Here is a 24859-nt window from a genome sequence, read left to right on the forward strand (position 1 = left end):
GTTACGCAGCGACGCGGGAAGGGCCATGGCGGAACGATCCGGGAAGTGCGCAAGGGCTTATTTACTGGCTGGCATGCCCAGGCGTCAGGTGCGACAATCCTTGTAACTAAAAGCACGAGAGGATGGTCGGTGATATCGCTGAGTCAACTCATTGCCGCACTGTTCCCCCGGACCTCGTCAAAGACGCCGACGCCGGAGCAGATTGCGATCCTTCAGCATCCCAGCGGCCCAGCGTGGGTGCTGGCAGGTCCGGGGTCGGGAAAGACCGAGGTCCTGGCTCTCTTTGCCCTACGGCTGATGTACGTCGGCGGCGAGCCCTTTCAAAAGGAGCCTGTCGCCCCGCACTCCGTCCTGATCACCACCTTTACCGAAAAGGCAGCCAAGAACTTGGAAGACCGGATCGGACGGTATCGAGCCATGCTCGTGGCCGCGTATCCGACGTTAGGGGGCATCGATACGTCCGAGTTGAAGGTTGGCACGTTGCATGCGCTGTGCAACGACCTCCTTCAAGAGCATCGTGCGGCCTCGTACCAGAACGTTAGGCTCATGGACGCGTTTGAGCAGGCAATGTTCGTCTACGAGCACATGAGCGCCATCAAGAACGACGATTTGGCGGACTACACACTCTGGGAAGCGTTTGCCTACCTATTCATTCCCAGAGACTGGCAGCCTAGTTATCAGAACCTACCAAACAAGTGGCTGCGCACGGGCGCGTTGGTCAAGCTGTTCAATCGGATTGCCGAGGATCGAGTCAGCGTTGCAACCATGTACGCGTCCGGCGGACACTGGAGGCGCATCGCGGACTTGTATGACGAGTACTGCCAACATCTCAAGAGCAACCACCGCTGCGATTTCTCCCAGCTCCAGTCGCACTTCCTTGAATTTCTAAGGACCCCTGTTGGGGAGTCATTTTTGGAGGGAACGCCCGGGGCTCGCGGGGGCGTCGAATGGGTTTTGGTCGACGAGTATCAGGACACGAACCTTGTTCAAGAGGCCATCTACTTCGAGATGGCGCGCCACCACAAGCACAACTTGGTCGTTGTTGGCGACGACGATCAGGCCATGTACCGGTTCCGTGGCGGCTCGGTCGAGTGCATGGTGACCTTCGATCAAGCGTGCCACGTCTACCTCAACATTCCAACTGCTAACGTCGGAAAGTACCCTCTCGCTGGCAACTTTCGCTCGCATCCTCTCGTCGTTGATTTCTTCAACGAATACATCACGGCCTTCCCGTCGATGAACCAACTCGGTGCCCGTGTGCCGGGAAAGAAGGCGATGACAGCGAAGTCAGGTATTACCGGGGACTATCCCGCTGTTGGGATCCTGGAGGGCAAGACCATCGCTGATGTAGCGGGCAGGTTCGCGGGTGCGGTTGCGGAACTGGTGCAGAACGGAATCGTCAAGGACCCATCGCAGTGCTGCCTTCTGCTCAACAGTACCAAGGAAAGCCCTCGAAACGCAGGACCCTACGTTGACGCACTCCGCCAGGTGGGGCTTCGGGCCTACAACCCGAGAAACAAGGCGTTCTTGCAGCAGGAGGAGGTTCAGGGGCTGCTTGGCGCACTCTTGGCAATGTTGGACCCCACTGGGCTGCATGTTCCGACATCCAAGGATCTGAACCAGTTCATTGTTGACTGCCGCGATACCTACGCGTCGCTCGCCAACGCGAACCCCAAGCTGGGGGACTACATCCAGAAATGCGTGAAAAACATTGCGGCGCACAAGGGTCAATTTGTGGACACGAGCCTGCAAGAGATCGCGTACCTGCTGTTGAGTTGCCCCCCGTTTGATCAGTGGCACAGCGATCCGGTACGTCGCGTTCGCTTGGCTCGCCTGACGGCGCTGTTGGAGTCGTATGCGTCCATGCCTGTGCTGGGGAACGTGAACGTGCAGCGAGGACGCATGAAGGTCGATGATCAGGCGCCGTTCGCAATCGTGCCTGGCTGGGCCAGGACCTTCTATCACCTCTTCTTCGGATATCTAGCCAGGTCAGGCATGGATGAGGTCGGCGACGATGATGTGATCTGCCCGCCTGGCTATGTGCCGGTGATGACGATCCACCAAGCAAAAGGGCTGGAGTTCCCGTTCGTGTTTGTTGGTCATCTTAGCGAGACGCCGAGCGTCGGAGACGCCCACAACCTCGAGTCGCAAATGGCTGCCTTCCCAGGCAACCCGCAACGCACCTTCAAGCTGGCGCAGCCGGAAGTGAGGGCAGAACTCGATCGCATCCGCCAGTTCTACGTGGCGTATTCGCGCGCGCAGTACGCACTCATTCTGGTGGGTACAAAGGCGCATGTCGCCAACGCCAAGGGCAACGCTGTTCCTTGTGGTCCAAAGAAGGGCTGGCTCTCGCAGCGCTTGATCAATCTCTAGGAGCTTCTGTGTTTGCGAAGATCTATCAGAACGTCAACGTCCCAGTGCTGTCGCACTCGGGTGCTCGACCTCGCCTAAGCCTGACTAGCGACATTCTCTCGTTTCGTCACTGCAGCTATCAGTATGGGCACTTCGCACATGACGGATTTGTGCCAGCTCAATCAGCACAAGCGTTCTTTGGCACGATGGTGCACCAAGTGCTTGACCGATGCCATCGTCATTTCGCCGGCCTGAGCCCTCGCGTGAAGAAGGGCACACTACCGACGGACGCCGACATCGAGGGGTTCTTCAACGAAGTCAGGACGGCTTTGAAATCTCACGGTATCCGTGCAGTGAGCGAGAACATTGCCGTACGCGCGCTGGAGATCATCAGGTTCTTCAACGCGGTGGAAGGCCCGACACTCTATCCCCTCATCCATGACACTGAGTTCAGATTGGAGCAGGATCGCGCCGACTATGTTCTGCGTGGCGTGGTTGACGTCCTTGTTGACCGGCCTGGTGTTACCGGCACCGCGTCGACGCGTGAAATTTGGGACTACAAGGGCTCCCGGCGGCCGGCGGCTACTGACAAGGAAATGCAGGAGTACGAATGGCAAATGTGTGTGTATGCTGAGCTTTACAAGGCTCGCTCCGGTGCGTATCCCTCCAAGGCGGTCTTGTATTTCCTGAATGAACTCTCTGAAGACAATGTCAAGACTGGTAAGCGGCCAGCGCGTGCCGTGCACGAGGTCGTTTTCACGCCACAACGGGTGCAGGACGCGCTGAATCGCTTCCATCAGACCGCGATGGAGATCATCCAGTGCGCGTCGACGTCGACTTGGCCATTGCCGGGTACCAAACCGAAGGAGGAGACTTGCAATATCTGCGACTTACGCTGGAGATGTCCGAAGGCAAGCGTCCCCCGTCGTCTGCCGTTCGCCTGATTTTCCCCCCGGGAGTGCAACCTGAGCGATGCCTTAGCCGCAGCGCTGGGTCTTAGAACCTGCGCGGCACTACGGTCAGAGCTTGCGGGTCATGCGACGGTGGAGGGCCGATCGAGTGGGGCTGGCTTGCCGTTCCCTTCATCCTTGCACACCGTTCTCGCCGTCAAGGTCTGCACGCACTGTGTGCGCTGGCGTCTTTCGAACTCTGACTGCTGCGCTGCGGCGTGCCGGTTCCGGTCTCGGGCAATCCCGCCCGATCACTGGAGTTCGCCATGTCGCACGATCTGTTCTCTTCCCTCGATTCCTTCGTTTGTAAGCACGCAGTGAAGTCATCTTGATAGCCTGAGAGTCGGCAGGCATCGTGTCCGCGATGAATGATGTGGACGCAATAGATGGGGTGGTTAAGCGGGCCACCCGTCGCAAGCACAGCGCGAGATTCAAGGCGGAGGTTCTGGAGGCATGCCGCCAACCGGATGCGTCTGCTGCGGCGATCGCGAGGCTGTACAACCTGAACGCGAACGTGGTGCACAGGTGGCGCGCCGACGATCGCAAGGCAGCGGCGCCGAAGGCGCTTGAGGTTCCCAAGTTGCCGGCGCCAGCCTTTGTCGCGCTCGATGTGCAGCCCGAAGCCGAGAGGCCGATTCGCGACATCCGCATCGAGCTTAAGAGAGGCAGCGCCACTGCGGTGGTGCACTGGCCAGTGGAGTCGGCCTCGTCGTGCGCAGCCTGGCTGCGCGAGTGGCTGCGTTGATCCGCATCGATGCGGTGTGGCTGGCCACCGAGCCGATCGACATGCGTGCTGGCACCGAGACGGCGCTGGCGCGTGTCGTGAAGGTGTTCGGTGCCGCACATCCGAACCATGCGTACCTGTTCGCCAATCGGCGGGCCAACCGCATGAAGGTCCTCGTCCACGACGGCATCGGCATCTGGCTGTGTGCCCGTCGGCTGCACCACGGCCGCTTCCTCTGGGCTAACGCAAGTCTGGGCACGCAGATGGCTATGACGCGTGAGCAGCTTGACGCACTCGTGCTTGGACTGCCCTGGCAGCGTGTCGGTGCAGCGGGCGTCATCACCGTGGTGTGATCGCAGGCGGCGGTGCAATTGCTGCAAACGCCGATGACATTCGTGCGCTCGGTCAGCACCATACGTGCTCATGGTGGATGCCGAACAACTGAAGGGCCTCAACGCAGAGCAACTGCGCGAGGTGACCCTCCGGCTCATCAAGGACCGCACAAAGCAGCAAAGCCAGCTTGAGGCCAAGGACCGCTCGATCGAGACGCTCACGCGCGAGGTCACGTTCAAGACCGCCAAGGTCGATCAGCTGACCCACGAACTCGCGCAGTACAAGCGCCTGCGCTTCGGCAAGAGCAGCGAGAAGCTCGACGCGGCGCAGGCCAGCCTTCTGGATGAGACGCTCGATGCCGACCTGGCCGCCATTGAAGAGGAGCTGAAGCAGCTCCGCCCGCCACCCAAGACTGAGGACAAGCAGCAGCCGCGTCGCACGGCGCTGCCGGCAGACCTGCCGCGCGTCGACATTCACCACGAACCCGAGTCGACTACTTGTGCATGCGGCTGCGCCCTCAAGCGCTTCGGTGAGGACGTGGCCGAGAAGCTCGACTACGTTCCCGGCGTGTTCACCGTCGAGCGGCATGTTCGAGGTAAGTGGGCCTGCGCGAAGTGCCAGACGCTGATCCAGGCGCCGGTGCCCGCACAGGTGATCGACAAGGGCATCCCGACAGCCGGCCTCCTGGCACAGGTGATGGTCGCCAAGTACGCTGACCATCTGCCGCTGTACAGGCAGGAAGCGATCTTCGGGCGCGCTGGCCTGGCCATCCCTCGCTCAACGCTCGGAGCCTGGGTCGGCGCCTGTGGTGTGCGCCTGCAACCGCTGGTGGACGCACTCAAGGAAGCGATCCTCGCTCACCGCGTTCTGCATTCCGACGAGACACCGGTAGCGATGCTCAAGCCCGGCACCGGCAAGACTCACCGTGCGTATCTGTGGGCCTACACGCCCGGCGCCTTCGAAGACATGAAGGCGGTGGTTTACGACTTCGCCGACAGCCGGGCTGGCCAGCATGCGCAGAACTTCCTGGGCGGCTGGCGCGGCGCGCTGGTCTGTGATGACTACTCCGGCTACAAGGCCCTGCTGGCCAAGGGCGTTGTCGAAGCTGGCTGCCTGGCCCATGCGCGGCGCAAGTTCGTCGAGCTGCACACAGCCAACAAGAGCCAGATCGCCGAGGCCGGAATCCAGTACTTCACTCGGCTCTACGAGATCGAGCGTGAGGTGAAACACTTGGACCCCGATGAGCGGCGTCGGATACGCCAAGCGCGGGGTCGACCGATCGCCGAGGCGCTGCATGCCTGGATGATCGCGCAGCGGCTCAAGGTTCCAGAAGGTTCAGGGACAGCCAAAGCACTGAACTACAGCCTGAAGCGCTGGGCCGCGCTGACGCGCTACCTGGACGACGGCAACTTGCCTGCAGACAACAACTGGGTGGAGAACCAGATCCGGCCGATCGCCGTAGGCCGCAACAACTGGCTGTTCGCCGGAAGCCTTCGTGCCGGGCAGCGGTCCGCCGCCATCATGAGCCTCATCCAGACCGCCAAACTCAACGGCCACGACCCCTACGCCTACCTCAAGGACGTCATGACGCGATTGCCAACGCATCGGGCGCGCGACATAGCGGAACTCCTGCCACATCGCTGGGACGCGGCTTAGTCACGGCAAGGCGTAGTTGTGGTGACGGAGGCAACTCTCCGTCATGTTTGGGTTCGGAAGATCGTCCAGTCGTGAACGCAGTAACCGACGACCGGTGTAGAGGCGTGCTGTGACACGTCGGCCTCCACAGCGACTATCGCGATTCCTGGGATGTACTCGCCCTCGCCATCGAGGCGGTAATACATCTCGTCTCCGCCGTCGAAGTCGAGCTCCATAGTCGGTGACAGCAGCGACAGCATGTCACCGACCCGCACTCCTTCGTAGGCGCCAAGATAGCCCTCGAAGACGTAAATGCACCTGAGCACCCCACCGGGAGAGAACACTAGCCGGACGACGTCTGAACCAAAGAATATGGCGGTTTCCCCAGGGTCGCCAAAGTTCCGAAGAACAAGAGCTCCCTTGTTCTCTGCCAGCGCGGCCACGAGGTGAAAGCCCGGTACATGGTCCTTCCTGCTTGCACCATGCAGCAAGGATTCAACACTTGACAGCGATTGCCCAATCTCGAATCCCGCGGCAGATGTTCCGGGTACAAGTGGGGCGTGGAGATCAAGCATTTGCACGTATCAGACCGTTTGAGAGCGACCATTGTGCGACCGCTACCCACCCACGGCAGAAGACGTCAACATGACTTCTCGGGACGCTTACCTTCGTTTCGGCTTCTTCGTCTTCGCTGCTGATTCGCGATGTTGCGGGCGAGTACAGGCCCGCCGGTGCCGATGAGGTGTTGGCGGTTGCGCAGCGGTTCCTGGCGAGCCGGGTGCGCGGCGTCAACGTGCTGACGTCGCCGGCGATGGTCAAGGACTTTCTGCGGACAAGGCTCGGAGCCTTGCCCCATGAGGTCTTCGTGGTCCATCTGGATGCACACCATGCGGTCCTGGACTACGTCGAGATGTTCCGGGGCACGGTGACGCAGACTTCGGTCTATCCGCGCGAGGTGGTCAAGGATGCGCTGGCGCTCAACAGTTCCGCGCTGTTGCTGGTGCATTGCCATCCCAGCGGCTGTGCCGAACCCTCGCGGGCCGACGAGCAACTGACGCAGACGCTCAAGCAGGCGGCGGCGCTGTTGGACGTGCGGGGGCTGGATCACCGATCGTCGCGGGCGGCACGATCCTGTCGATGGCTGAGCGAGGCCTTCTGTGATGCGGGGCCTTCGGGCCTTCTCTCCATTTGCCGATGCGAGCCCTATGCGCGCGGCGCGTCGGCTTCTGCCGCGCCCTCGGGCTTGGGCAGCAGGCTCACCGACCAGTGGCCGCCTTGCTCCTGCAGGGGCGCCAGCAGGTCGTAGGTCTTGACCATGTTCAGCAGCCCTGAGTGGCCGTACGTCTGGGGCGAGAAGGCGGGGTCGGTGCGCTTGAGGTATTGGCCGAGGACGCCCAGGCCGACCTTGCCTTCGGACGTGTCGCTGGCCAGCAGCGCCACGGCCTCTACGAGGAAGCGTGGCCGGCGCTTCGGGGCTGGCTTGGGAGGCTCCTGCTTCGGCGGCTCGGCCTTGGCCGGGTCCGCTTTCGCGGAGATCTTCGGTGCGGCCTCGACGGTCGCTTCGGCTGGAGGCTCGGGACGCACCCATTCGAAGAACTGGTCGCTGGCGTTGCGCAGCGCGTCGGGCGTCTTGGGCTCGCCGACGATGCACACGGTGGCGCCGCGCTCGCGCAGTTTGCGGCACAGATAGGCGAAGTCGGAATCGCTGGTGACCAGGCAGAAGGTGTCGGCGCGCTTGTCAAAGAGCGCTTCCAGCGCATCCAGCGCCAGGGCGATGTCGGCGGTGTTCTTGCCGGCGGCGTACTGGTACTGCAGACAGGCCGTGAAGGCCAGGCGAACCAGGGCCTCCTGCCATTTGTTCGCCAGCGTGCCCTGGTTGCCGTAGCCGCGCCGCAGCACGACGCGGCCGAACTGCGCCACCATGCGCAGCGCGTGCTCGAGGATGTCGGGCGGCACGTTGTCGCAGTCGACCAGGACGGCCACGCGTGTCTCTGTTGTCGTTGGGATGGTGCTCATCCGGGGTTCCGTGCTGCTGGGTTGGACTGGTAACGGTAACCGATTCAGGGCGTCTCCGGCCAAGGGGGTGATAACCGGCCGCGCTGTCGTGCTTGCGCATCGAGCCACCCTTGGCGCCTCGCCCCATCCGGGCTTCCATCGGTCCCTCGCGCCGCTCGGCTGACGCCTTCGGCCCGGCTCGTTGCGCAAGGCCTGCGCGCTGCACTTGCCTCCAGGGGGGCGGCTGTGCAGCCCATCCCCGCCGCACTGCGCTTGGCGCCCCTTCATTCCGCCGAACCGGCTGCGCCGGATCGGCCTTCGCGCCTGCGGCGCTGCGCGCTTCGCTTGCGTGGTGTCGGCGCAGAAGGTGGGCGTTGCCTGTCCAGCCATCTTTCCTTACCTCATCACCTTGTCCGCGACCGTAGCCCGCGCCGGGGCGCCGTCAAGGCGCGCCAGGCCGTGTCCTCGCCTCCAATTGCGGGCTGCACCTACCTGGCGCTTGCTTCCTTGACGGTGCCCCGACGCGCGTCCTGTTAGCCGCGGGCGATGAAGTCAGTAAAGACGGTGGCAACGAGGCCAACCGGGTTCTTCGTGCCGACCCCGCCGGAAGCCCGAAGAGGGCTCTGAATCTAGGAATTTGGTGAGGCTTTTTCAACAGCCAACTTCATCAGGAGAAAGACCATGCAACTTGCATCTCGCTTCGCCAACCATTCGCCGGTGCGGCGCTCGGAGCATCCCTTGTCGGATGATCAGATCAGGAGCGTGCTCCGTCCATCTTCGTGCAGGCCCCGCACGGCAGTCGCTCGGAGCGCTACAGCTACATGTTGGCGCCGACCGGAAACTGAGCCAGTTTGTCGGTGGCTCAACTCTCTTCGGCGCCGACACTTTGCTCCACCTAATACCGGGTGAGCCTTGGACTTGCGGCATACGCCAGTCCAAGTCCTTGATCGCAGCCCAACTTAACAACCTGTCCGGTGTAGAAATCGTCAACGCAGCTGCGAACGCCTATTGCCAGTGGCAGGTTTGGGCTCGTGCGACGCCTGATTAACTCGACGCTTTCTGCTGTGCTCACCCATGGATGGCTGAACGACGTGCGTGTTGCCTAAAAGCAAATCCGAAACTGTTGTTTTCAACGCAAATGCCACTGTGCCAAGAGTCCACAGCGATGGATTGGCTAATCCTCGCTCGATTAGAGATATGTAAGTGCGATCGAGTTCACAGTCGAAAGCGAGCTCGGCTTGGGATCTATCAGCCTCTATTCGAAGCTCTTTGAGCCGCTTCCCCAGTGCAATTGAGATGGGCTCTCTGTGCGCGAGCGCCTGCACGTTCGATCTCTTGACGGGTATTGGCATACCCGATGACCTTCCCTCTTTGAAGCATTAGAATCGACGGCATATACACTGCATGGAAGAGTTGCCGTGAGCCCGACTCGAGCGTCACCTTTGCCAACTGCGGAGCCAGTACGAGTTCCCGACACTGCTTTGCCGGCGCAAGGATGCCGACCAGCACATGAAGCACGTAGCCTGTCAGCAACGCGCATAGGAGCGCAAGTAAGAGCGCTTCGCGTGGCGACTGACGTATCCGGCGGAGCGTTGGCGCAGGCCTCAGGAATTTCTGCCTCGCTGCTCTCGCGCATTGAACGGGGCTTGGTGTCCCCGTCAGTAGACACCTTAGATCGTCTTGCCGAAAGCCTGCGGGTGCCGGTGTCTCGTCTTTTCGCAGAGAGAGAGATTCGGGCTGATTTTTGCCATGTGCCCGCTGGGTGTGGGCTAGTGGTCGACCCAAGCGGCGCGGCGTTGGACTATCGCCATGAACTGCTGGGTCACCTACTTTCGGGCCACATCCTAGTGGAACCGCATCTGGTCACACTTTTGCCTAGTGCCGAGCCCTTCGTGACTTCCCTGTACCCCGGTGTGAAATTTCTGTACTTCCTCTCTGGCGAGGTCACATATCGCTATGGCAGCAAGGCGGTTTCGGTAAGGGCTGGAGACTCGCTCCTGTTCGATGCCAACGTGCAGCACGGGATCGAGGCGTTCCAGCATCAACCGGTCTCGTACCTGTCTGTGGTGCTGGCGCAGCGCGACTGAATTCAAGCTCACTTGCCGCCTTGCGCCAAAACCTCTGAGGAGAAGAGGCGGGTCGACACTGTTGAGACGCGTCAAGGCAGCAGATCGTTAATTTAACTGGCGAATGTGCGGGGAGATAAGCCACGGCGCTCGCCTGGATCAAGGCCGACTGCGAATGAAACTAAGCGCAGTCGCCCCGGATCGGCGCAGTTCACCTGTAGGAGGAGGTAACCGGGGCTCGGCATGCTGCCAATGAAACAGTCACGTCACAGCTCTGTTCGCCGCCACATGTCACCGTGTTTGTTCGCCAGTCTTGACGTCGTCTGACTGCCGAGCATCATCCGAAAAATCCGAAATCCCGCAGGGGCCGCGGGTGTTTTAATGTCGTAGCAGTTCGGCATGCCGAACGGCCGGGGTTTGGAGTGTTAGTGAGCACGCGGCGTTCAGCTGCGCTTAATAGGCGGTGAGGGATGTGGCGTTTTCGGTTCGCCTGGAAGTCCTGCTCAAGCTTGGGATCTAAATGATCGAGGGACCTGGCGTCGTGGAGAACGCCCTTCTAGCGATCGACCCGCTTGTCCTCTCACATGTGACGCTCAGGTGCTCCTGCGCGCGCTCAGCGCCCTCTCGATCTTCCGATCCGTTTTGTATTGACTCAGCGCATACACAGCCCAAATCGCGGCCGGGAGCCAGCCAATCAAGGTGACCTGCAAGATCAAACAGATGATGCCTGCGATCGGGCGGCCGATCGTGAAGAAGGCGACGAAGGGAAGAAGTATGGCCAGGATGAGACGCAAGATGTTTTCTCCGTGGTTGGTCTAGCCACGATCCTGCCAAAGGACGGGCCGGCGGACCATAGCTTTTCCGCACGATCCATCCGCCCACTAAGTTGCCAGCGGTCGGCATCTTTGGCGTGGATGGTGAGAGGGCCTTAGCACGGCTGGGACGCGGGCCCGTAGGTTCCAGGCATTCGCAAGCCGAAAGCTGCATGAGGCAGGCCATAGCATCACACCAAGTCCGACGCCAGCGTGGCTTGACTGCTCAGCGCTCACGTTCCCCGATGACCGCCTAGATCGTCGATCCGACGATCCCACCTGCTTAAGCCTCTCGGACGAACGAGCCTCGTGCCGATTTCCGTCGCCGTTCACTTCAGCTCTGCGCGCTCCTGTGATCAGCCCGCAGACAGCCAAGCCTGCTCCAAAAGCTTGAACCGGCCGGTACTGGAAAGGTTCCGGTGGTTTGACTCACCCGAGCCGCGCATCGCGTCTTTCTCGCCCTCACCTGATGATCAGACCCGCGAGGGTGCCGCGGGCATCCCTCATCGATGTCCGTGAACCCGTACTCTTGCGCCAGTTCTGCAACCAGATGCAGTCGACCGCTCTTTTCCATGATCGCCGGATCGGCCGCCAAGCCGACCACAGCCCGCCCCGCGAACTCGGACGACTCGCCGCTTTCCATGATCCGCTTGGCCAGTGGTGCAGGACCCGGTCCGGCTGAGCGAGGAACTTCTCGCTCTTGATAAAGCTTGGCCAGATCACGACCGCGGCTACGCTGAAGGGCTTGAGGTCGTGAGCCATGTCCTTGGCTATCTTGTCGACGCCGGCCTTCTGGACACCAAATGGCACGTTGAAGGTGTAGCGCACAGCGCCGCCCGAGGAGGTATTGACGATCAGTCCCTTGCGGCGGGCAACCATCTTCGGCGCCGTGCAGCGGCTGGCGGTGTAGTCCGAGCGCAGCCCCACGCGCAGCAGGTCTTCCCAAAGGCCGTCTTCGAGCTCCCAGAAGGGCACGTTGACCGGCATGTGAGACGGGGCCGCAAACACGTTGTTCACCAGGATGTCGATCGCTGCGTTCCGTTCATCGTGCACACGCTCGAAGACGCGCTTCACGCTGGCGTCGTCGCCATGGTCGCAGACGATCGGGATGCATTGGCCGCCGCGCTGGGCGAATTCATCGGCGGTTTCCTGAAGGGACCCCGGCCAGCTCGACGCGCCGGCCTCGAGCGTGCGCCCGGTCGCATAGACCAACGCCCCGGCTTCACCGAGCGCCAGCGCGACGCCCTTGCCAACGCCTCGCGTTGCGCCCGTCACCACGGCCACCTGACCCTCAAGCGGCCTGTTGCGCCCAGCGAGATTTGGCTGGGTAAGAGAACTCCGGGAGTTTGGAGACGAGTCCTGTTCCGCAACTCATATCCGACTCCATCCAGTTCGCGCGGTATGGTGGATCGCCGCAAGGTGAGCCAGACCCGATATCCAACTTGTCTATCATCGCGCCCGGTGGCGTAAGTCCTACGTCGCCACCGCCGCGGATTGCTATCTTGCGCCACTTCGCTCATGGCACGGCTCGCGGCTCGCGGCCCTCGACGCGCCGCGGCCGAACTGGTGCCGCTAGCCCGAAGAACCGCATGCGCCCGAGAAGATGCGCAAGAGCCATCTGAGCCACGTCCGGTTGCGGCCGCAACCCGTCGTCGCTTCGGGCTCCGCGTACGAGCGAATCTAGCGCTGTCCCCCGACGTTCGAAGCCGCGAGCGCTCCGTTCGAGGCAGGCATCCGGCTCAGCAGTCGAGACTCGCCACGACGCCGCCGACTTTTTCCAAAGCCCGCTTCAGGTCGGCATGCGACACCGAGCCCAGCGCCAGCCGGATGGCGTGCGGCGGCTGAGAGCCCACGGCATACGGCGCGGCGGTGGAGACCAGCACGTTGTCCTCTTTCAGCCGCATGGCGACCGCGTCCGACCGCACCCCGGCAGGCAAGGGCAGCCAGACGAAGTACGACGCCGGGTGGCGAACCATCTCGAACCGCGCCAGCACCGTGGACACGATGCGCTGGCGCGCGAGGGCATCGCGCCGCTTCTCCTGCTCCAGCCGCGCGACCGTGCCGTCCTGCAGCCAGCCGCAGCACAGGGAGGTCACCAGGGTCGGCGTGTTCCAGACCGTGGCGCGGATCGCACGATGGATCTTGGGAATGAGAGCGGCAGGCGCGCATGCAAAGCCGAAGCGCAGGCCTGCCGCCACGCTTTTCGAGAGGCTGGAGACATAGACGGTGATGTCGGGCGCGAGCGCCGCCAGCGGCGCGGGCGCCTTTTTCTCGAGAAAGGCGTAGGTGCCATCCTCCAGCAGCAGCAGGCCGCGGCGGCGCGCCACCGCGATCAGGGCCTCGCGCTGGGCCAGCGGCATCACCCAGCCGAGCGGGTTGTGCAGCGTGGGCATGCAATAGACGGCGCGGATCTTTCGCCGGCGGCACAGGGCGTCGAGCGCGTCCGGATCGAGCCCCGGGCCGGCCGCGGGCAGCGCCACCAGCTCCAGGCCGCACAGCTCGGCCACCACCTGGATGCCCGGATAGCTCAGGGCATCCACCGCCACCGCGTCGCCCGGCCGCAGCGAGGACATGGCGGCACAAGCGAGCCCATGGATCGCGCCGCTGGTGATCAGCACCTCGTCGGTGGCGACCGACAGGCCCCGGCTCTTCAGGTGCGCCGCCACGATGGCTTTCTCGTGCGGACGGCCGCCATGCGGCTGGTAGCGCAGCACGGATTCGAGCTCGCCCGCCGAGGCCAGTTGCCGGAGCGCAGTGCGCAGCAGGTCCGTCTGCATCGGCAGCGCCGGATAGTTGAAGCTCAGGTCCAGCAGATCGCCGCTGGCCACGTGCATCTCCACGCCATCGCCGAAGGGGATGGGCTCGCGCACGAAGGTGCCGCGGCCGACCTCGCCGGAGACCAGCCCCATGGCCTGCAGCTCCGCGTAGGTGCGCGTGGCCGTGGCCAGCGAGATGCCCTCGCGCGTGGCCAGCCGGCGATGCGTGGGCAGCGCCGTTCCGGGTTTCAGGCGGCCCTGGCGGATGTCCTCCGAGAGCCGGTCGACCAACTGTTTGTAGCGAGCCTGGGGCATTGCGCGATTGTATTCATGACAATGATTTGATTGTCTTGCATCGGGGAACTACGATCCGGGCCTTCCACCGATCCACCCGCTTCCGCCGCATGGACCTGACGCTCACGACCATCCTCGTCACCTTCGCCGGTGTGTTCCTGATCTGCTTCATGAAGGGCGCCTTCGGCGGCGGCTTCGCGATCATCGGCATTCCGCTGCTGTCGCTGGTGATGGATCCGGTGACGGCCGGCGGCCTGCTCGCGCCGCTGTTCATCGCGATGGACCTGTTCAGCCTGCGCTACTGGAAGCCCTCCACATGGTCCAGGCCCGACCTGCTGCTGCTGGTGCCCGGGCTCGTGGTCGGCATCGGAGCGGGCTATGTGCTGTTCCGCGTGCTCGACCACCGTGCGATCGCCATCGTGATGGCGGCGATCACGCTGGTCTTCGTCGGGCTGTGGTTCGTGCGCGGTGGCGAGGTGGTGGTGCGGCCACGCTCGTCGCCCAAGGCGATCGCCGCCGGCCTGACATCGGGCATCACCACGATGGTGGCGCACTCGGGCGGGCCGCCGCTGGCCATGTACCTGCTGCCGCTCGGCCTCAGCAAGCAGGTCTATGCCGGAACCACGAGCATGTTCTTCACGGTCGGCAACATCCTCAAGGCCGTACCGTGGCTGGCCCTGGCTAGGCCTGCGGGCAGCGTGTGGACGCTGATGGCCATCTGTCTTTTCGCCATTCCCTCGGGCGTCTGGCTGGGCTGGCGCCTGCATGCCCGGCTCGACCAGCGGCAGATGTACCGGGTCTGCTATGGCCTGCTCGTGATCACGGCCATCAAGCTGCTATGGGACGGCGTGTCGGGCTACATGCACTGAATCACCGAAGCGCCGGCGCACGAAAGCCCGCGGCGGCGAACTGCACCAACTGCTCGATCAGCTTGTTGGAGTCCTGCGGCGTGGCGTTGCCATGGAATATTCACTTGAAGCTGCGTCCGTGCGGCCGCGTGGCGGTCAGGATCGCCCCCATTGGGAAGAAGAGCCGCCAAACCAGCTGCGGGATGCCAGTGAACCTTAGTGCCAAATACGCGGTGGCCATTCTCACCCCGGATGACAGGTTATGGCCGACGTATCCGGGCGCACAGCGGTCGCCAAAGCGTCCCAAGCAGTCACTCGTCGGCCGAGTACCCCACGACACGACCGTCCCGCAAGAGCGCCCAACCGTAAAAGCCGGAGGCCTCCACCTTGGCCTCTTCTCTGTAGTCAAATTCCCAGAGTTCATCTCCTGGCAGCATACGGGTTCGCATGCCGTGAAGCAGATTTCGCGTACGCTTTCCAGAGCCAAGGAACGTCTTAGCCCCACTTTTCCATCGAACGCTGACCCGCTTCTGCGCACCGATGCGCAGAACCACAGGCGTGCGCGTTGGAATACAGGCGGTTCAAGCGTCAGCGAAAATGTGGGTCCACGCGTCGATGGCCGCACCGATGCCGCTAGATGCGCCGGTCACCAGTGCGCGCTTGCCGATGCGGGCGGTTGTGTATGAACTCAAGGTCGATCTCCTGGTCATGCAGAGCGGGGACAGAGCGCCAAGGCCACCGGAGGCGTGCGCGTCGGCCGTGCGATGGCCTGAGTCGGCGGGGCAAGGGCCTGATCAAAGACGCTAGCGCAGGCAGGCGGCAGCTACACCACTTGCACCACGACCTTGCCCTTGGCGCGCCCACTGTCGACGTATGCCAGTGCTTTGTGTGTGTCCTGAAATGGGAACACTTTGTCGACGACCGGGCGGATGGCGCCTGACTCGATGAGGGCGGTGATCTCTCGCAACTGCGCCCCATCGGCCCGCATGAAGACGAAGGTGTAGTGGCCCCCGTTCTTCTTTGCCTTGTTCCTGATGCCGAAACTCAACAGGCGCAGCACTTGCCTGAGCGGCCAGGCCAGTCCTCGCGCGATGGCGAACGCCGGGGTGGGCGGCCCCGAGATGGAGATGAGATGCCCGCCCGGCTTGAGAACCTGGAGGGATTTGTTCAGCTCGCCGTTGCCGAGGCTGTTCAACACCACGTCGTAGTCGCGGAGCACCGTGGCGAAATCCTGCTGCTTGTAATCGATGACGACGTCCGCGCCCAAGGCCTTCACCCAGGCGATGTTGGCCGTGCTAGTGGTCGTGGCCACGAATGCCCCGAGATGCTTGGCAAGCTGGATGGCAATGGTGCCGACGCCGCCGGAGCCGGCATGGATCAGAACCTTCTGTCCTTTTTTCAGCTTGGCGGTTTCGACCAGCACCTGCCAGGCGGTCAGGGCCACCAGAGGAACGGATGCGGCCTCGACCATGCTGAGATGGTTGGGCTTCAGCGCCAACGACGATTCCTTGACGGCGATGAACTCGGCGAAGGTGCCGATGCGATTGTCGTCGGGGCGCGCATAGACCTCGTCGCCAGGTTTGAAGCTGCGAACGCGAGCGCCGACCCGCTTAACCGTTCCGGCCAGGTCGTTGCCCAGGATCAGGGGAAAGTGGTACGGAAGAATCAATTTGAATTCGCCGTTCTTGATCTTCGAGTCCAGGGCATTGATGCTCGCCGCGTGGATCTGGATCAGGACGTCATCGTCCCGCACCTCGGGTTCGGGCGTTTCGCCGATGCGGCCAACCTCATTCTTTCCGTAACGATCGATGATGAACGCTTTCATGGGCGACTTTTTTCCAGAGTGTTTGGTTGAATTCGCTTCGGGCAGCCCCGCCCCACAGGGGGCGGTCGGGAAAGTCGGCCTGAAGCCGGTTGCAAAAGATGCCGTCGTTCAGTCATTGAGAAAGGCCAGCGCCTTGGGCACGAATTCGCCGTGGTACTGGAAAATCCCGCCATGCCCAGCGTCTTTGTAGATGACCAGTTGCGAGCCTGGGATGCGACGCGCCATGTCATGGCTGTTCACAGTGGGCACCATGATGTCGTTGTCGCCATTCGCAATCAGCACAGGGATGCGGATGCCGCCCAGATCCTGGGGCACCTGCCGGCCCCAGGCCTTGATGGCCTTCAGCTGTCGCAGGAAGGTAGGGGGCGTCGGCCCCTTGTCCCGATCCGCCTTGCGCTCCTTCAGTCGCTCCAGGAAGGCTTTCGCGGCTCGACGACCGTTGCCCGTGGAGGTGAAGAACAGAAAGGTCTTCGGATCCCGCAGCGTCAGCAGGCCTTTGACTATCAGCGGCCAGGAGACCGCTCCGACCCGTTCGATGCCTGTGCCGCCTGCCGGCCCTGTGCCGGTCAGGATGAGTCGGCGCACCAGGCCGGGGGCTTTCAGCACGATGTCCTGCGCCACGAATCCTCCGAGGGAGAAGCCAAGCAGATCAATCTTCTCGAAGCCCAGTGCGTGGACCAGCGCGATCGCATCCCGCGCCATCGCATCGATGGTCACAGGCGCTGTTCCGCCTGAAGCGCCGATCCCTCGGTAGTCGAGGGCGATGATGCGATGCCTGCGGGCAAGTCCATCGACGATCCGCGGGTCGAAATTGTCGAGGACCGCGCCCCAGTGGTTGAGCAGGACCAGAGGCACGCCATCGCGCGGCCCCAGGTCGCGGTACGCGAATGCAGTCCCGTCGACATCGATCGAGAGGTTGGGAGCATCGATGTAGGGCATGCGCGATCCGGTCAGGCGTTCACATCCACGATGGTGCGCCCCTGGACCTTCCCTGCGAGTACCTGGCTGGCAACGTCAGGAACCTCTGCCAATCCGATCACCTTGGTGGTCCGTGCCAGCTTGTCCAGGTCCAGGTCGCTGGCCAGACGCGACCACGCCTGCAGCCGCGCAGGCTGCGGCGCATTGACCGAGTCGATACCGGCGAGGGTGATGTTGCGCAGGATGAAGGGCAGGACGGATGCCGGCAGGTCCGCGCCCTGTGCGAGCCCGAAGGCCGCGACCACGCCGCGATACCGGGTCTGCGCCAGGACGTTTGCCAAGGTATGGCTGCCGACCGAATCGATGGCCCCGGCCCATCGCTCCTTGGCGATCGGTGCGCCCGCTTCGGACAGGGTGTGACGGTCGATGATGTCCGCCGCGCCCAGCGCACGCAGGTATTCGGATTCCTCGAGACGCCCGGTCGACGCGATCACGCGATAGCCTAGGCTCGACAGCAGCGCGATCGCCACGGAGCCGGCGCCGCCATTGGCGCCCGTCACCAGGATGTCGCCGTGCTCGGGCGTCAGGCCACCATGCTCGAGCGCGAGCACCGACAGCATGGCGGTGTACCCGGCGGTGCCGATGGCCATGGCATCCCGGGTCGAAAACACCTCGGGAACCTTGACCAGCCAATCACCACTCACCCGCGCCTTCTGCGCAAAGCCGCCGTGGTGCGTCTGGCTCAGTCCCCAGCCGTTGGCCAGCACACGGTCGCCGGCTGCGATGCCGGGATAAGTCGATGCCTCGACGACGCCGGCAAAGTCGATGCCCGGAATCAGCGGAAACTGGCGAATGACCGGTGACCGGCCACTGAGCGCCATCGCGTCCTTGTAGTTCACCGTCGAGTACTCGACCGCGACGGTGACGTCGCCCGGCATCAGGTCCTCTTCCTTGAAGTCGACCAGGCTGCTTGATATGGTGTCGCCGGTCTTGCTGGCGAGCAGTGCCTTGAATGTCATGTGATGTTCCTTCCGTTCTGGCGCTTCTTTCCGTATCAGGCGGCGTTTCGATAGCGCTCTGCCACATGCGCCTGCCGGATGTCCGCGACCAGGGCCTGACGTGCCGTGTTCAGCGTTTCCCAGCGCGCGGCATCGTGCAACGGCGGGATGGTCACGAGTTCACGGCGGTCGAATCCGGCCAGCGCGGCATCCACCAGCTCTTCTACTCCCATCAGGTCAGGCATCGCACGGCTATCGATGCCCGCGCGCTCCCAGATCTCGGTACGGGTTCCGGCCGGCAACACCGCCTGCACGTAGATACCCTGGGGCGCGAGCTCCAGGTTCAGCCCCTGGGACAGGAACAGAACGAAGGCCTTGGTCGCGCCGTAGACCGACATGCCGAACTCGGGCGCTAGGCCGACCACCGAGCCGATGTTGACGATCGCACCTTTGCCGGCCTGCACCAGGCGCGGGGCGATGGCACTGGCCAGCCTGACCAGCGCGGTGGTGTTGAGGCTGACCAGGCGAGCGATGTCGTCTGTCGGTTGATCGATGAATTGGCCGGACAGCGCGGCCCCGGCGTTGTTGATCAGGGTTTCGATCCTGGCGTCCTCGCGCAGGCGCGCCTCGATTGCGGCCAGATCGCCGGGTTGGGTCAGGTCGGCCGCAAGGATATCGACGGCAGCGCCGGTTTCCTCACGCAAGCGCGCCGCGAGCTCTTCCAGCCGCGCCTTGTCGCGCGCCACCAGCACGAGGTCGTGGCCGCGGCGTGCGAAGCGGTCGGCATAGATGGCGCCAATGCCGGTCGAGGCGCCCGTGATGAGAACAGTGGAATGAGAGGTCATGTGTTTTGCTGGTGATCGAAAGGGTGAGTCCATGCCGCGATATGCAGCGTGGAAAAACGACTACCGGACGCTGGAATCAGCGAGGGTCGGATAGTCGATGTAGCCTTTGGCGCCACCGCCATACAGCGTGGTGGGGTCCAGCGCGGCGAGGGGTGCGCCGATCTCCAGCCTTTCGACCAGATCGGGGTTGCTGATGAAGGGGCGGCCGAAGACGAACAGGTCGGCCTTGTCCTCGATCAGGCGGGCGTTGGCCAGTTCGAGGTCATACCCGTTGTTGGCCAGGTAGGTGTTCTTGAAGCGAGTGCGCAAGGCGTCGAAATCGAACGGTGCGGCATCGCGCGGCCCCCCGGTGGCGCCTTCGACCACATGCAGGTAGACGATGCCCATCGCATTGAGTTGCTCGGCGATGTAGTCGTACTGCGGCTGCGGATCGCTGGACGAAATGGCGCCGGCCGACGACACCGGCGAGAGGCGCACACCGGTGCGTTCGGCACCGATTTCCTTCGCCACGGCGGCCGTGACTTCGAGCAACAGCCGCGCGCGGTTCTCGATGGAGCCGCCGTACGCGTCCGTCCGGGTGTTGGCACCGTCCTTGATGAACTGCTCCAGCAGGTAGCCGTTGGCACCGTGGACCTCGACGCCGTCGAACCCCGCAGTGATCGCATGGGCCGCAGCCTGGCGGAAATCCTCGACGATGCCTGGAATCTCATCCAGGGTCAGGGCACGTGGCTCGGAGACGTCATGAAAACCGTTGTTGACGAAGGTCTTGGTCGCGGCGCGAATAGGGGAGGGGGCCACCGGCGCGGTGCCACCAGGGCGCAGGTCCACGTGGGAGATACGGCCCACGTGCCACAACTGCACGAAGATCCGCCCGCCCTTGGCGTGAACGGCGTCGGTCACCTTGCGCCAGCCGTCGATCTGCTGCGGCGTGTACAGGCCCGGGGTGTCCTGGTAGCCCTGGGCATCGGCCGAGATCTGGGTGGCCTCGGTGATGATCAGGCCCGCCGAGGCGCGCTGACCGTAGTAAGTGGCGGCGTACTCGCTGGGCACCAGACCAGCGCCTGCCCGATTGCGCGTCAGCGGCGCCATCACGATGCGGTTGGACAGTTGGAGTGAGCCAAGTGTGTAGGGCTCGAAGAGCGTCTTGTCAGTCATGCTTGTTTGCTGTGTCGTCGTTGATCGGGCGGGGACGGGATGCGCTACGGCATCACTCCTCGAGGAACTGGATCGCGTGTTGCAGGAAGCGCTCGGGATACTGGAACTGCGCGCCGTGTCCGGCGTCGGGATAGATCAACAGCTGCGCGTTGGGAATGTTCTGCGACAGATGCCAGGAGTTGATCGTGGGAATCATGATGTCGTCGACGCCGTTGAGCACCAGGGTCGGCTGCGTGACGGCGTTCAGGAAGGCATAGGGGTTCGCACCCGGCAACGGCTGCAGGTAGGCGGCGTGCGCCTCGGCTTGGGCTTGAGCGACGGCCATCGAGCTGGGCGGGTCCTGGTCGACGCGCTGGTGGCGGCGCTCCCAGAAGGCCAGACCCGCCTGCTTGGCAGCTTCCGAGCGGCCGAAGAACAGGTAGAGAAAGTCATCCGCGGTCGGCACGGGGTTCGGCGCGACCTCCAGCACCCTGGGCTCCATCTTCGGATCGCCGCCGCGCAGTCCGGTGCCGAGCAGGAAGAGCTTTCGAACCAGTTGCGGGTGACGCAGCACGACCTCCTGCACCTGGAAGCCCCCGATCGAGAAACCAAGTAGATCGACCTGGGACAGACCCAGCGCCCGGATCACCAGGGCGATGTCGTCCGCCATGTCTTCGATCCGGTTGCGGGGCGTGCCGGTCGAGGAGGCAATGCCGCGACCGTTGTAAAGGATGACCTCGCGGCCTGCGGCCAGACCATCGGTCAACAGGGGATCCCAGTGGTCCAGGCCGCCGCGGAAATGTTGGACGAAGAACAGAGTGGGCTGTCCGCTGGAGGTGTTGCCCCAGCGGCGATAGGCGAATTTGTCGCCATCCACTTCGACGAAGCGGGTGGGTGCGGTCAGGTGGGTATCGCTCATTTTCGGGAGCCTTCCAAGGTAAGTTGGCTTAATGATGTCGATCATCATCTTTGATGTCAATGACTTTGATGATGATCGACATCAATGTATATTCATGGCTTCACCGATGGCACATCTAGAGAGGTCCTGGACATGAAGGTCACCAAGGCGCAGGCACAGGCGAACCGGGCGCACATCGTCGAGACGGCCTCCACGCTGTTTCGCGAGCGTGGTTACGACGGGGTGGGGATTGCGGACTTGATGGCGTTCGCAGGCTTTACCCACGGCGGGTTCTATAAGCACTTCGAATCCAAAGCCGACCTGATGGCGCAAGCCGCGACTTGTGGTTTTGCGCAGACGGCCGCCAAGGCCGAAGGCGTCGATGCGATGGCATTTGTCCATCACTATCTGTCCCGTGAACACCGAGATGCACCGGGTGACGGTTGCACGATGGCCGCCCTGTGCGCAGATGCTGCGCGCCAACCGGAGTCGATCAAGACGGCGTTTGCGACCGGCATTGAAAACCTGCTGGTGACCCTGGGAAACCAGTTCGACGCGCCAGAGGAGGACGATCAGGGCGGCGACGCACGCGCCAGGCGGATCGACCTCATTGCGCAGGCAGTCGGTGCCATCGTGCTGTCGCGGGCGTGTCCTGACGACTCGCCACTGGCCGATGAAATTCTGGATGTCTGCCGCAGCGCCGTCCTGTCGAGGCTTTCGTCGACGGCACCTGGCGCTTCCGATTCCCAGATCAGCTAGTCGCACAACTTCCGCGACAGCCCACGACAGAGGTCGGCGGCATCTCATTGATGCAGACGCTGCGGGTCCCCTGAGGTCGCATCCTGCACAGCGCGAAACGCGCTTATAAAGAGCTCGCCCCACCACTGATTCTTGAGCGAGTGCGTATGAAGTCTGCAGGCTTGAAGGGAACCGTGTCCATTGAACTGGTGCACGAGGCGATCCACGCCGCGGCGCTGAGGAACATGGACATCAGCAGCGTCCTCGAAAGCGCCAAGATTGATCGCGAGTTGTTGAACGCGCCGCGTGCGCGCATCTCGGCGGCGGCGTATTCGCAGATGTGGGTGGCGCTGGCCGACCTGATGGACGACGAGTTCTTCGGCCTCGACAGCCACGGGCTTCGCCGCGGCAGCTATGCGCTGATGACGCGCGCCGCCGTCAACGCCGACAACCTGGCGCATGCGCTGCGCCGCATCTTGCGGTTCCTCCACGCCACGTTGGACGACTTCCGCGGCGAGCTGGTCTGCGACGGCGACGAGGCGCGCGTGATCCTGCATGACGGCGGCGTGCTGCGCCGGTTGTTTGGCTACGGCACCTGGTTCATCTTGGTCCATGGCCTGGCCTGCTGGCTCGTGCACCGGCGCATTCCCCTGCGCGAGATGCAGTTCCGGTGCCCGCCGCCCGGTGACGACAGCCACTACCGCACGCGCTTTTGCGAGAGCGTGAAATTCAATGGCGAGACCACGCACATCAGTTTCGCCAGCGATCTGCTGGACCTGAAGATTGCGGAGTCGCCCGCAACGGTCGACAACTTCCTGAGGGAAGCGCCGGCCAACCTGCTGGTCAAGTACCGCAACGACGCCAGCACCAGCGCCCAGGTGCGCAACAGGTTGCGAAGCCAGATGCCCGAGGCGTGGCCCGAACTCGAAAAGCTCGCACAGGAACTCTGCGTTTCTGGCACCACGCTGCAACGCCGCTTGCAGCAGGAGGGCGTGAGCTACCAGCGCGTGAAGGACGACCTGCGGCGGGACATCGCCATCGACCTCTTGTCGAGCGCGTCGCTGACGGTGGCCGAAGTCGCCGCGCGCACCGGCTTCCAGGAAACCAGCGCCTTCCATCGCGCCTTCAAGAAATGGACAGGCGTCAGCCCGGGCGCCTATCGCTCGTCCGCGCCCGCGCCGGAATAAGCCGAACCTTCGGCGCTCGCCGGGGACGCCGACATGTCCGAACGCCCCATCCAGATCGAGACGCGCGGGCATGGAAGCGCGCCGCCTGCAGAACTAACCTCCCGTCGACATCGCATCCCGCGACAGATCAAACGACAGGAGACAAAAACATGCAGCAGGCCGGCAAGCAGGTCGATATTCACGCGTTGGCGGGGCACTCCCGGTTCAACGGCTTTCACGGGCTCGTGCTCTGGTGGTGCGTGTTGATCCTGGTCATCGATGGCTATGACCTGGCGGTCGTGGGCGCCGCGCTGCCATCGATCATGAAAGACATGGGCGTCGACGCCACGAGCGCCGGCGTCATGGCCGGGTCGGCGTTGTTCGGAACCATGCTGGGCGCGATCTTTCTGGGCACCCTGGCCGACCGCATCGGCCGCCCTCGCATGATCGCGGTGTGCGTGGCGCTCTTCAGTGTCTTCACGGCGCTGACTGGGCTGGCCACCGAACCCATCGGCTTTAGCGTCGCCCGCTTCATCGCGGGCCTCGGCATCGGCGGGGTGTTGCCCATCGTGACCGCGCAGATGGGCGAGTTCGCACCGGCGAAGCTGCGTACGCGCCTGGTGACGATGGTTTTCGCGGGCTACTCCGTTGGCGGCATTCTGGTCGCGCTCACCGCCAAGCAGCTCATCGAGAGCCATGGATGGCAATGGGTGTTCTATGTGGCCGGCTTGCCCGTGCTGCTGATTCCACTCATTCTGAAAACGATGCCCGAATCGCTGTCGTTTCTCCTCAAGAAGGGTGACCAGCGGCAGCTCGGCGAGATCGCGGCCAAGCTCGCGCCGGAGCAGCCGAACGCAGCCGGCACCGTGTATGTCGGCGCGTCCAGCGACCGCCTGCACGACGCGCCGGTGCGCACCCTGTTCGACGCCGGGCGCGCGTTCAGCACCGTGATGATCTGGGTGGCCTTCATGACGGGGCTGTTCATGGTCTACGCGCTGAACTCCTGGCTGACCAAGCTCATGGCCATGGCGGGATACAGCCTGGGCTCGGCCCTGAACTTCGTGATCGTCTTCAACGTCGGTGCGATCGTGGGCGCAATCGGCGGCGGCCTGCTGAGCGACAAGTTCAACATCAAACATGTACTGGTGGCGTTCTACGTGGTCGGGGCTGCGTCGCTGGCCGCGCTCGCATACACGAAATCGACCGAGCTGCTGTTCGTTGCCGTGTTCGTGGTGGGTGCGTCCACGCTCGGAACGCAACTGCTGGCCTATGCCTACGCCGGCGATTTCTATCCACCGGCCGTGCGTTCGACGGGTGTCGGCTTTGCCTCAGGTGTCGGCCGCATCGGCGCCATTGCCGCGCCGATCCTGATCGGCTGGCTCGTGTCGCTGAGCCTGCCCATCGAGCAGAACTTCATGGCGATCGCCCTGGCCGGCGTCATCGGCGCGGCAGCGGTGTCGTTCGTGAACCAGTCGCGCGCCGCGTCGACCCAGGCCAAGGCCGCGCGCGCGGCCCCCGGCGAAGTGGGCCGTGTGGGCGGGGCGATTCGCCCGGCTTCGAAATAGCAAGGAA

Annotated in this window: 23 protein-coding genes; 11 read left to right on the forward strand and 12 right to left on the reverse strand. The window is 63.3% G+C overall.

The genetic code is table 11. The features are described from left to right. Window positions 1–129: 129 nt before the first annotated feature. The 5 genes from R0232_RS42385 to tnpC all read left to right on the forward strand — a co-directional run bounded on the left by R0232_RS42385 (window position 130) and on the right by tnpC (window position 6015). Complete coding sequence (locus R0232_RS42385; RefSeq protein WP_431513359.1) at window positions 130–2373, forward strand: UvrD-helicase domain-containing protein; 2244 nt, start codon at window positions 130–132, stop codon at window positions 2371–2373. Window positions 2374–2381: 8 nt separating this feature from the next. Continuing rightward, window positions 2382–3296 carry a PD-(D/E)XK nuclease family protein gene (locus R0232_RS42390; RefSeq protein WP_431513360.1) on the forward strand — a complete coding sequence of 305 codons (915 nt, stop codon included), beginning with the start codon at window positions 2382–2384 and terminating at the stop codon, window positions 3294–3296. Window positions 3297–3666: 370 nt separating this feature from the next. Beyond that, complete coding sequence (locus R0232_RS42395; RefSeq protein WP_431512397.1) at window positions 3667–4047, forward strand: transposase; 381 nt, start codon at window positions 3667–3669, stop codon at window positions 4045–4047. Then, on the forward strand, window positions 4044–4379 hold the full coding sequence (gene tnpB / locus R0232_RS42400; RefSeq protein WP_431512396.1) for an IS66 family insertion sequence element accessory protein TnpB: 336 nt from the start codon (window positions 4044–4046) through the stop codon (window positions 4377–4379). The genes R0232_RS42395 and tnpB overlap by 4 nt, the downstream gene beginning before the upstream one ends. A gap of 70 nt (window positions 4380–4449) precedes the next feature. Then, window positions 4450–6015, forward strand: coding sequence for an IS66 family transposase (tnpC, locus tag R0232_RS42405; RefSeq protein WP_431512395.1), 1566 nt, complete (start codon window positions 4450–4452; stop codon window positions 6013–6015). Window positions 6016–6056: 41 nt separating this feature from the next. Here the strand turns inward: tnpC and R0232_RS42410 are convergent, their stop codons facing one another. Continuing rightward, entirely contained in the window at window positions 6057–6569 is a 513-nt protein-coding gene (locus tag R0232_RS42410) for a hypothetical protein (protein WP_296779176.1), read from the reverse strand. Between the two features lie 170 nt (window positions 6570–6739). Between R0232_RS42410 and R0232_RS42415 the strand changes: the two genes are divergently transcribed. Beyond that, window positions 6740–7300 carry a JAB domain-containing protein gene (locus R0232_RS42415; protein ID WP_431513361.1) on the forward strand — a complete coding sequence of 187 codons (561 nt, stop codon included), beginning with the start codon at window positions 6740–6742 and terminating at the stop codon, window positions 7298–7300. On the opposite strand, the gene R0232_RS42420 is transcribed toward R0232_RS42415, so the two are convergent. Continuing rightward, a complete protein-coding gene (locus R0232_RS42420; RefSeq protein WP_431513362.1) occupies window positions 7198–8010 on the reverse strand; it encodes an NYN domain-containing protein in 813 nt (270 codons plus the stop codon). The genes R0232_RS42415 and R0232_RS42420 overlap by 103 nt on opposite strands. Before the next feature lie 965 nt (window positions 8011–8975). Further along, window positions 8976–9341, reverse strand: a complete 366-nt coding sequence (locus R0232_RS42425; RefSeq protein ID WP_431513363.1) for a helix-turn-helix domain-containing protein — start codon at window positions 9339–9341, stop codon at window positions 8976–8978. 213 nt (window positions 9342–9554) lie between these two features. Between R0232_RS42425 and R0232_RS42430 the strand changes: the two genes are divergently transcribed. Continuing rightward, window positions 9555–10076: a helix-turn-helix domain-containing protein gene (locus R0232_RS42430; RefSeq protein ID WP_431513364.1), complete on the forward strand. Its 522-nt coding sequence runs from the start codon at window positions 9555–9557 to the stop codon at window positions 10074–10076. 572 nt (window positions 10077–10648) lie between these two features. On the opposite strand, the gene R0232_RS42435 is transcribed toward R0232_RS42430, so the two are convergent. From R0232_RS42435 to R0232_RS42445, 3 genes are all read right to left on the reverse strand, one after another. Then, entirely contained in the window at window positions 10649–10849 is a 201-nt protein-coding gene (locus R0232_RS42435) for a YqaE/Pmp3 family membrane protein (protein ID WP_431513365.1), read from the reverse strand. A gap of 480 nt (window positions 10850–11329) precedes the next feature. Next, entirely contained in the window at window positions 11330–12151 is an 822-nt protein-coding gene (locus R0232_RS42440) for an SDR family NAD(P)-dependent oxidoreductase (protein WP_431513366.1), read from the reverse strand. A gap of 455 nt (window positions 12152–12606) precedes the next feature. Next, complete coding sequence (locus R0232_RS42445; protein ID WP_431513367.1) at window positions 12607–13938, reverse strand: PLP-dependent aminotransferase family protein; 1332 nt, start codon at window positions 13936–13938, stop codon at window positions 12607–12609. Between the two features lie 89 nt (window positions 13939–14027). On the opposite strand from R0232_RS42445, the gene R0232_RS42450 reads away from it, so the two are divergent. Next, window positions 14028–14786: a sulfite exporter TauE/SafE family protein gene (locus R0232_RS42450; RefSeq protein WP_431513368.1), complete on the forward strand. Its 759-nt coding sequence runs from the start codon at window positions 14028–14030 to the stop codon at window positions 14784–14786. Window positions 14787–15588: 802 nt separating this feature from the next. On the opposite strand, the gene R0232_RS42455 is transcribed toward R0232_RS42450, so the two are convergent. The 6 genes from R0232_RS42455 to R0232_RS42480 all read right to left on the reverse strand — a co-directional run bounded on the left by R0232_RS42455 (window position 15589) and on the right by R0232_RS42480 (window position 21404). Next, window positions 15589–16590, reverse strand: a complete 1002-nt coding sequence (locus R0232_RS42455) for an NADP-dependent oxidoreductase (protein ID WP_431513369.1) — start codon at window positions 16588–16590, stop codon at window positions 15589–15591. A gap of 108 nt (window positions 16591–16698) precedes the next feature. After that, a complete protein-coding gene (locus R0232_RS42460; protein WP_208509536.1) occupies window positions 16699–17529 on the reverse strand; it encodes an alpha/beta fold hydrolase in 831 nt (276 codons plus the stop codon). Window positions 17530–17540: 11 nt separating this feature from the next. Continuing rightward, window positions 17541–18527: an MDR family oxidoreductase gene (locus tag R0232_RS42465; protein WP_431513370.1), complete on the reverse strand. Its 987-nt coding sequence runs from the start codon at window positions 18525–18527 to the stop codon at window positions 17541–17543. A 35-nt stretch (window positions 18528–18562) separates the two neighbouring features. Beyond that, window positions 18563–19351 (reverse strand): SDR family NAD(P)-dependent oxidoreductase, encoded by a 789-nt coding sequence (locus R0232_RS42470; protein ID WP_413765008.1) that lies wholly within the window; start codon window positions 19349–19351, stop codon window positions 18563–18565. Between the two features lie 60 nt (window positions 19352–19411). Further along, the gene (locus tag R0232_RS42475; RefSeq protein WP_431513371.1) at window positions 19412–20506 is read right to left on the reverse strand and encodes an alkene reductase; all 1095 of its coding nucleotides are present in this window, start codon (window positions 20504–20506) and stop codon (window positions 19412–19414) included. 52 nt (window positions 20507–20558) lie between these two features. Next, a complete protein-coding gene (locus tag R0232_RS42480; RefSeq protein WP_431513372.1) occupies window positions 20559–21404 on the reverse strand; it encodes an alpha/beta fold hydrolase in 846 nt (281 codons plus the stop codon). Between the two features lie 132 nt (window positions 21405–21536). Between R0232_RS42480 and R0232_RS42485 the strand changes: the two genes are divergently transcribed. The 3 genes from R0232_RS42485 (at window position 21537) to R0232_RS42495 (ending at window position 24852) form a co-directional block, all read left to right on the forward strand. After that, window positions 21537–22142 carry a TetR/AcrR family transcriptional regulator gene (locus tag R0232_RS42485; RefSeq protein WP_431513373.1) on the forward strand — a complete coding sequence of 202 codons (606 nt, stop codon included), beginning with the start codon at window positions 21537–21539 and terminating at the stop codon, window positions 22140–22142. A gap of 146 nt (window positions 22143–22288) precedes the next feature. After that, window positions 22289–23308, forward strand: coding sequence for an AraC family transcriptional regulator (locus tag R0232_RS42490; protein ID WP_208509530.1), 1020 nt, complete (start codon window positions 22289–22291; stop codon window positions 23306–23308). Window positions 23309–23457: 149 nt separating this feature from the next. Further along, window positions 23458–24852, forward strand: a complete 1395-nt coding sequence (locus R0232_RS42495) for an MFS transporter (protein ID WP_431513374.1) — start codon at window positions 23458–23460, stop codon at window positions 24850–24852. Window positions 24853–24859 lie beyond the last annotated feature (7 nt).

Source organism: Variovorax sp. DAIF25 (genome assembly GCF_050711835.1).
Taxonomy (GTDB): domain Bacteria; phylum Pseudomonadota; class Gammaproteobacteria; order Burkholderiales; family Burkholderiaceae_C; genus Variovorax.

What these genes read in the sequence shown, in the direction of transcription:
- R0232_RS42395 (WP_431512397.1), top strand. Translation starts at nt 3,667, where the DNA reads ATGAATGATGTGGACGCAATAGATGGGGTGGTTAAGCGGGCCACCCGT.
- tnpC (WP_431512395.1), top strand. Translation starts at nt 4,450, where the DNA reads ATGGTGGATGCCGAACAACTGAAGGGCCTCAACGCAGAGCAACTGCGC.
- R0232_RS42410 (WP_296779176.1), bottom strand. Translation starts at nt 6,569, where the DNA reads ATGCTTGATCTCCACGCCCCACTTGTACCCGGAACATCTGCCGCGGGA.
- R0232_RS42420 (WP_431513362.1), bottom strand. Translation starts at nt 8,010, where the DNA reads ATGAGCACCATCCCAACGACAACAGAGACACGCGTGGCCGTCCTGGTC.
- R0232_RS42425 (WP_431513363.1), bottom strand. Translation starts at nt 9,341, where the DNA reads ATGCCAATACCCGTCAAGAGATCGAACGTGCAGGCGCTCGCGCACAGA.
- R0232_RS42445 (WP_431513367.1), bottom strand. Translation starts at nt 13,938, where the DNA reads ATGCCCCAGGCTCGCTACAAACAGTTGGTCGACCGGCTCTCGGAGGAC.
- R0232_RS42450 (WP_431513368.1), top strand. Translation starts at nt 14,028, where the DNA reads ATGGACCTGACGCTCACGACCATCCTCGTCACCTTCGCCGGTGTGTTC.
- R0232_RS42455 (WP_431513369.1), bottom strand. Translation starts at nt 16,590, where the DNA reads ATGAAAGCGTTCATCATCGATCGTTACGGAAAGAATGAGGTTGGCCGC.
- R0232_RS42460 (WP_208509536.1), bottom strand. Translation starts at nt 17,529, where the DNA reads ATGCCCTACATCGATGCTCCCAACCTCTCGATCGATGTCGACGGGACT.
- R0232_RS42465 (WP_431513370.1), bottom strand. Translation starts at nt 18,527, where the DNA reads ATGACATTCAAGGCACTGCTCGCCAGCAAGACCGGCGACACCATATCA.
- R0232_RS42470 (WP_413765008.1), bottom strand. Translation starts at nt 19,351, where the DNA reads ATGACCTCTCATTCCACTGTTCTCATCACGGGCGCCTCGACCGGCATT.
- R0232_RS42475 (WP_431513371.1), bottom strand. Translation starts at nt 20,506, where the DNA reads ATGACTGACAAGACGCTCTTCGAGCCCTACACACTTGGCTCACTCCAA.
- R0232_RS42480 (WP_431513372.1), bottom strand. Translation starts at nt 21,404, where the DNA reads ATGAGCGATACCCACCTGACCGCACCCACCCGCTTCGTCGAAGTGGAT.
- R0232_RS42485 (WP_431513373.1), top strand. Translation starts at nt 21,537, where the DNA reads ATGAAGGTCACCAAGGCGCAGGCACAGGCGAACCGGGCGCACATCGTC.
- R0232_RS42490 (WP_208509530.1), top strand. Translation starts at nt 22,289, where the DNA reads ATGAAGTCTGCAGGCTTGAAGGGAACCGTGTCCATTGAACTGGTGCAC.
- R0232_RS42495 (WP_431513374.1), top strand. Translation starts at nt 23,458, where the DNA reads ATGCAGCAGGCCGGCAAGCAGGTCGATATTCACGCGTTGGCGGGGCAC.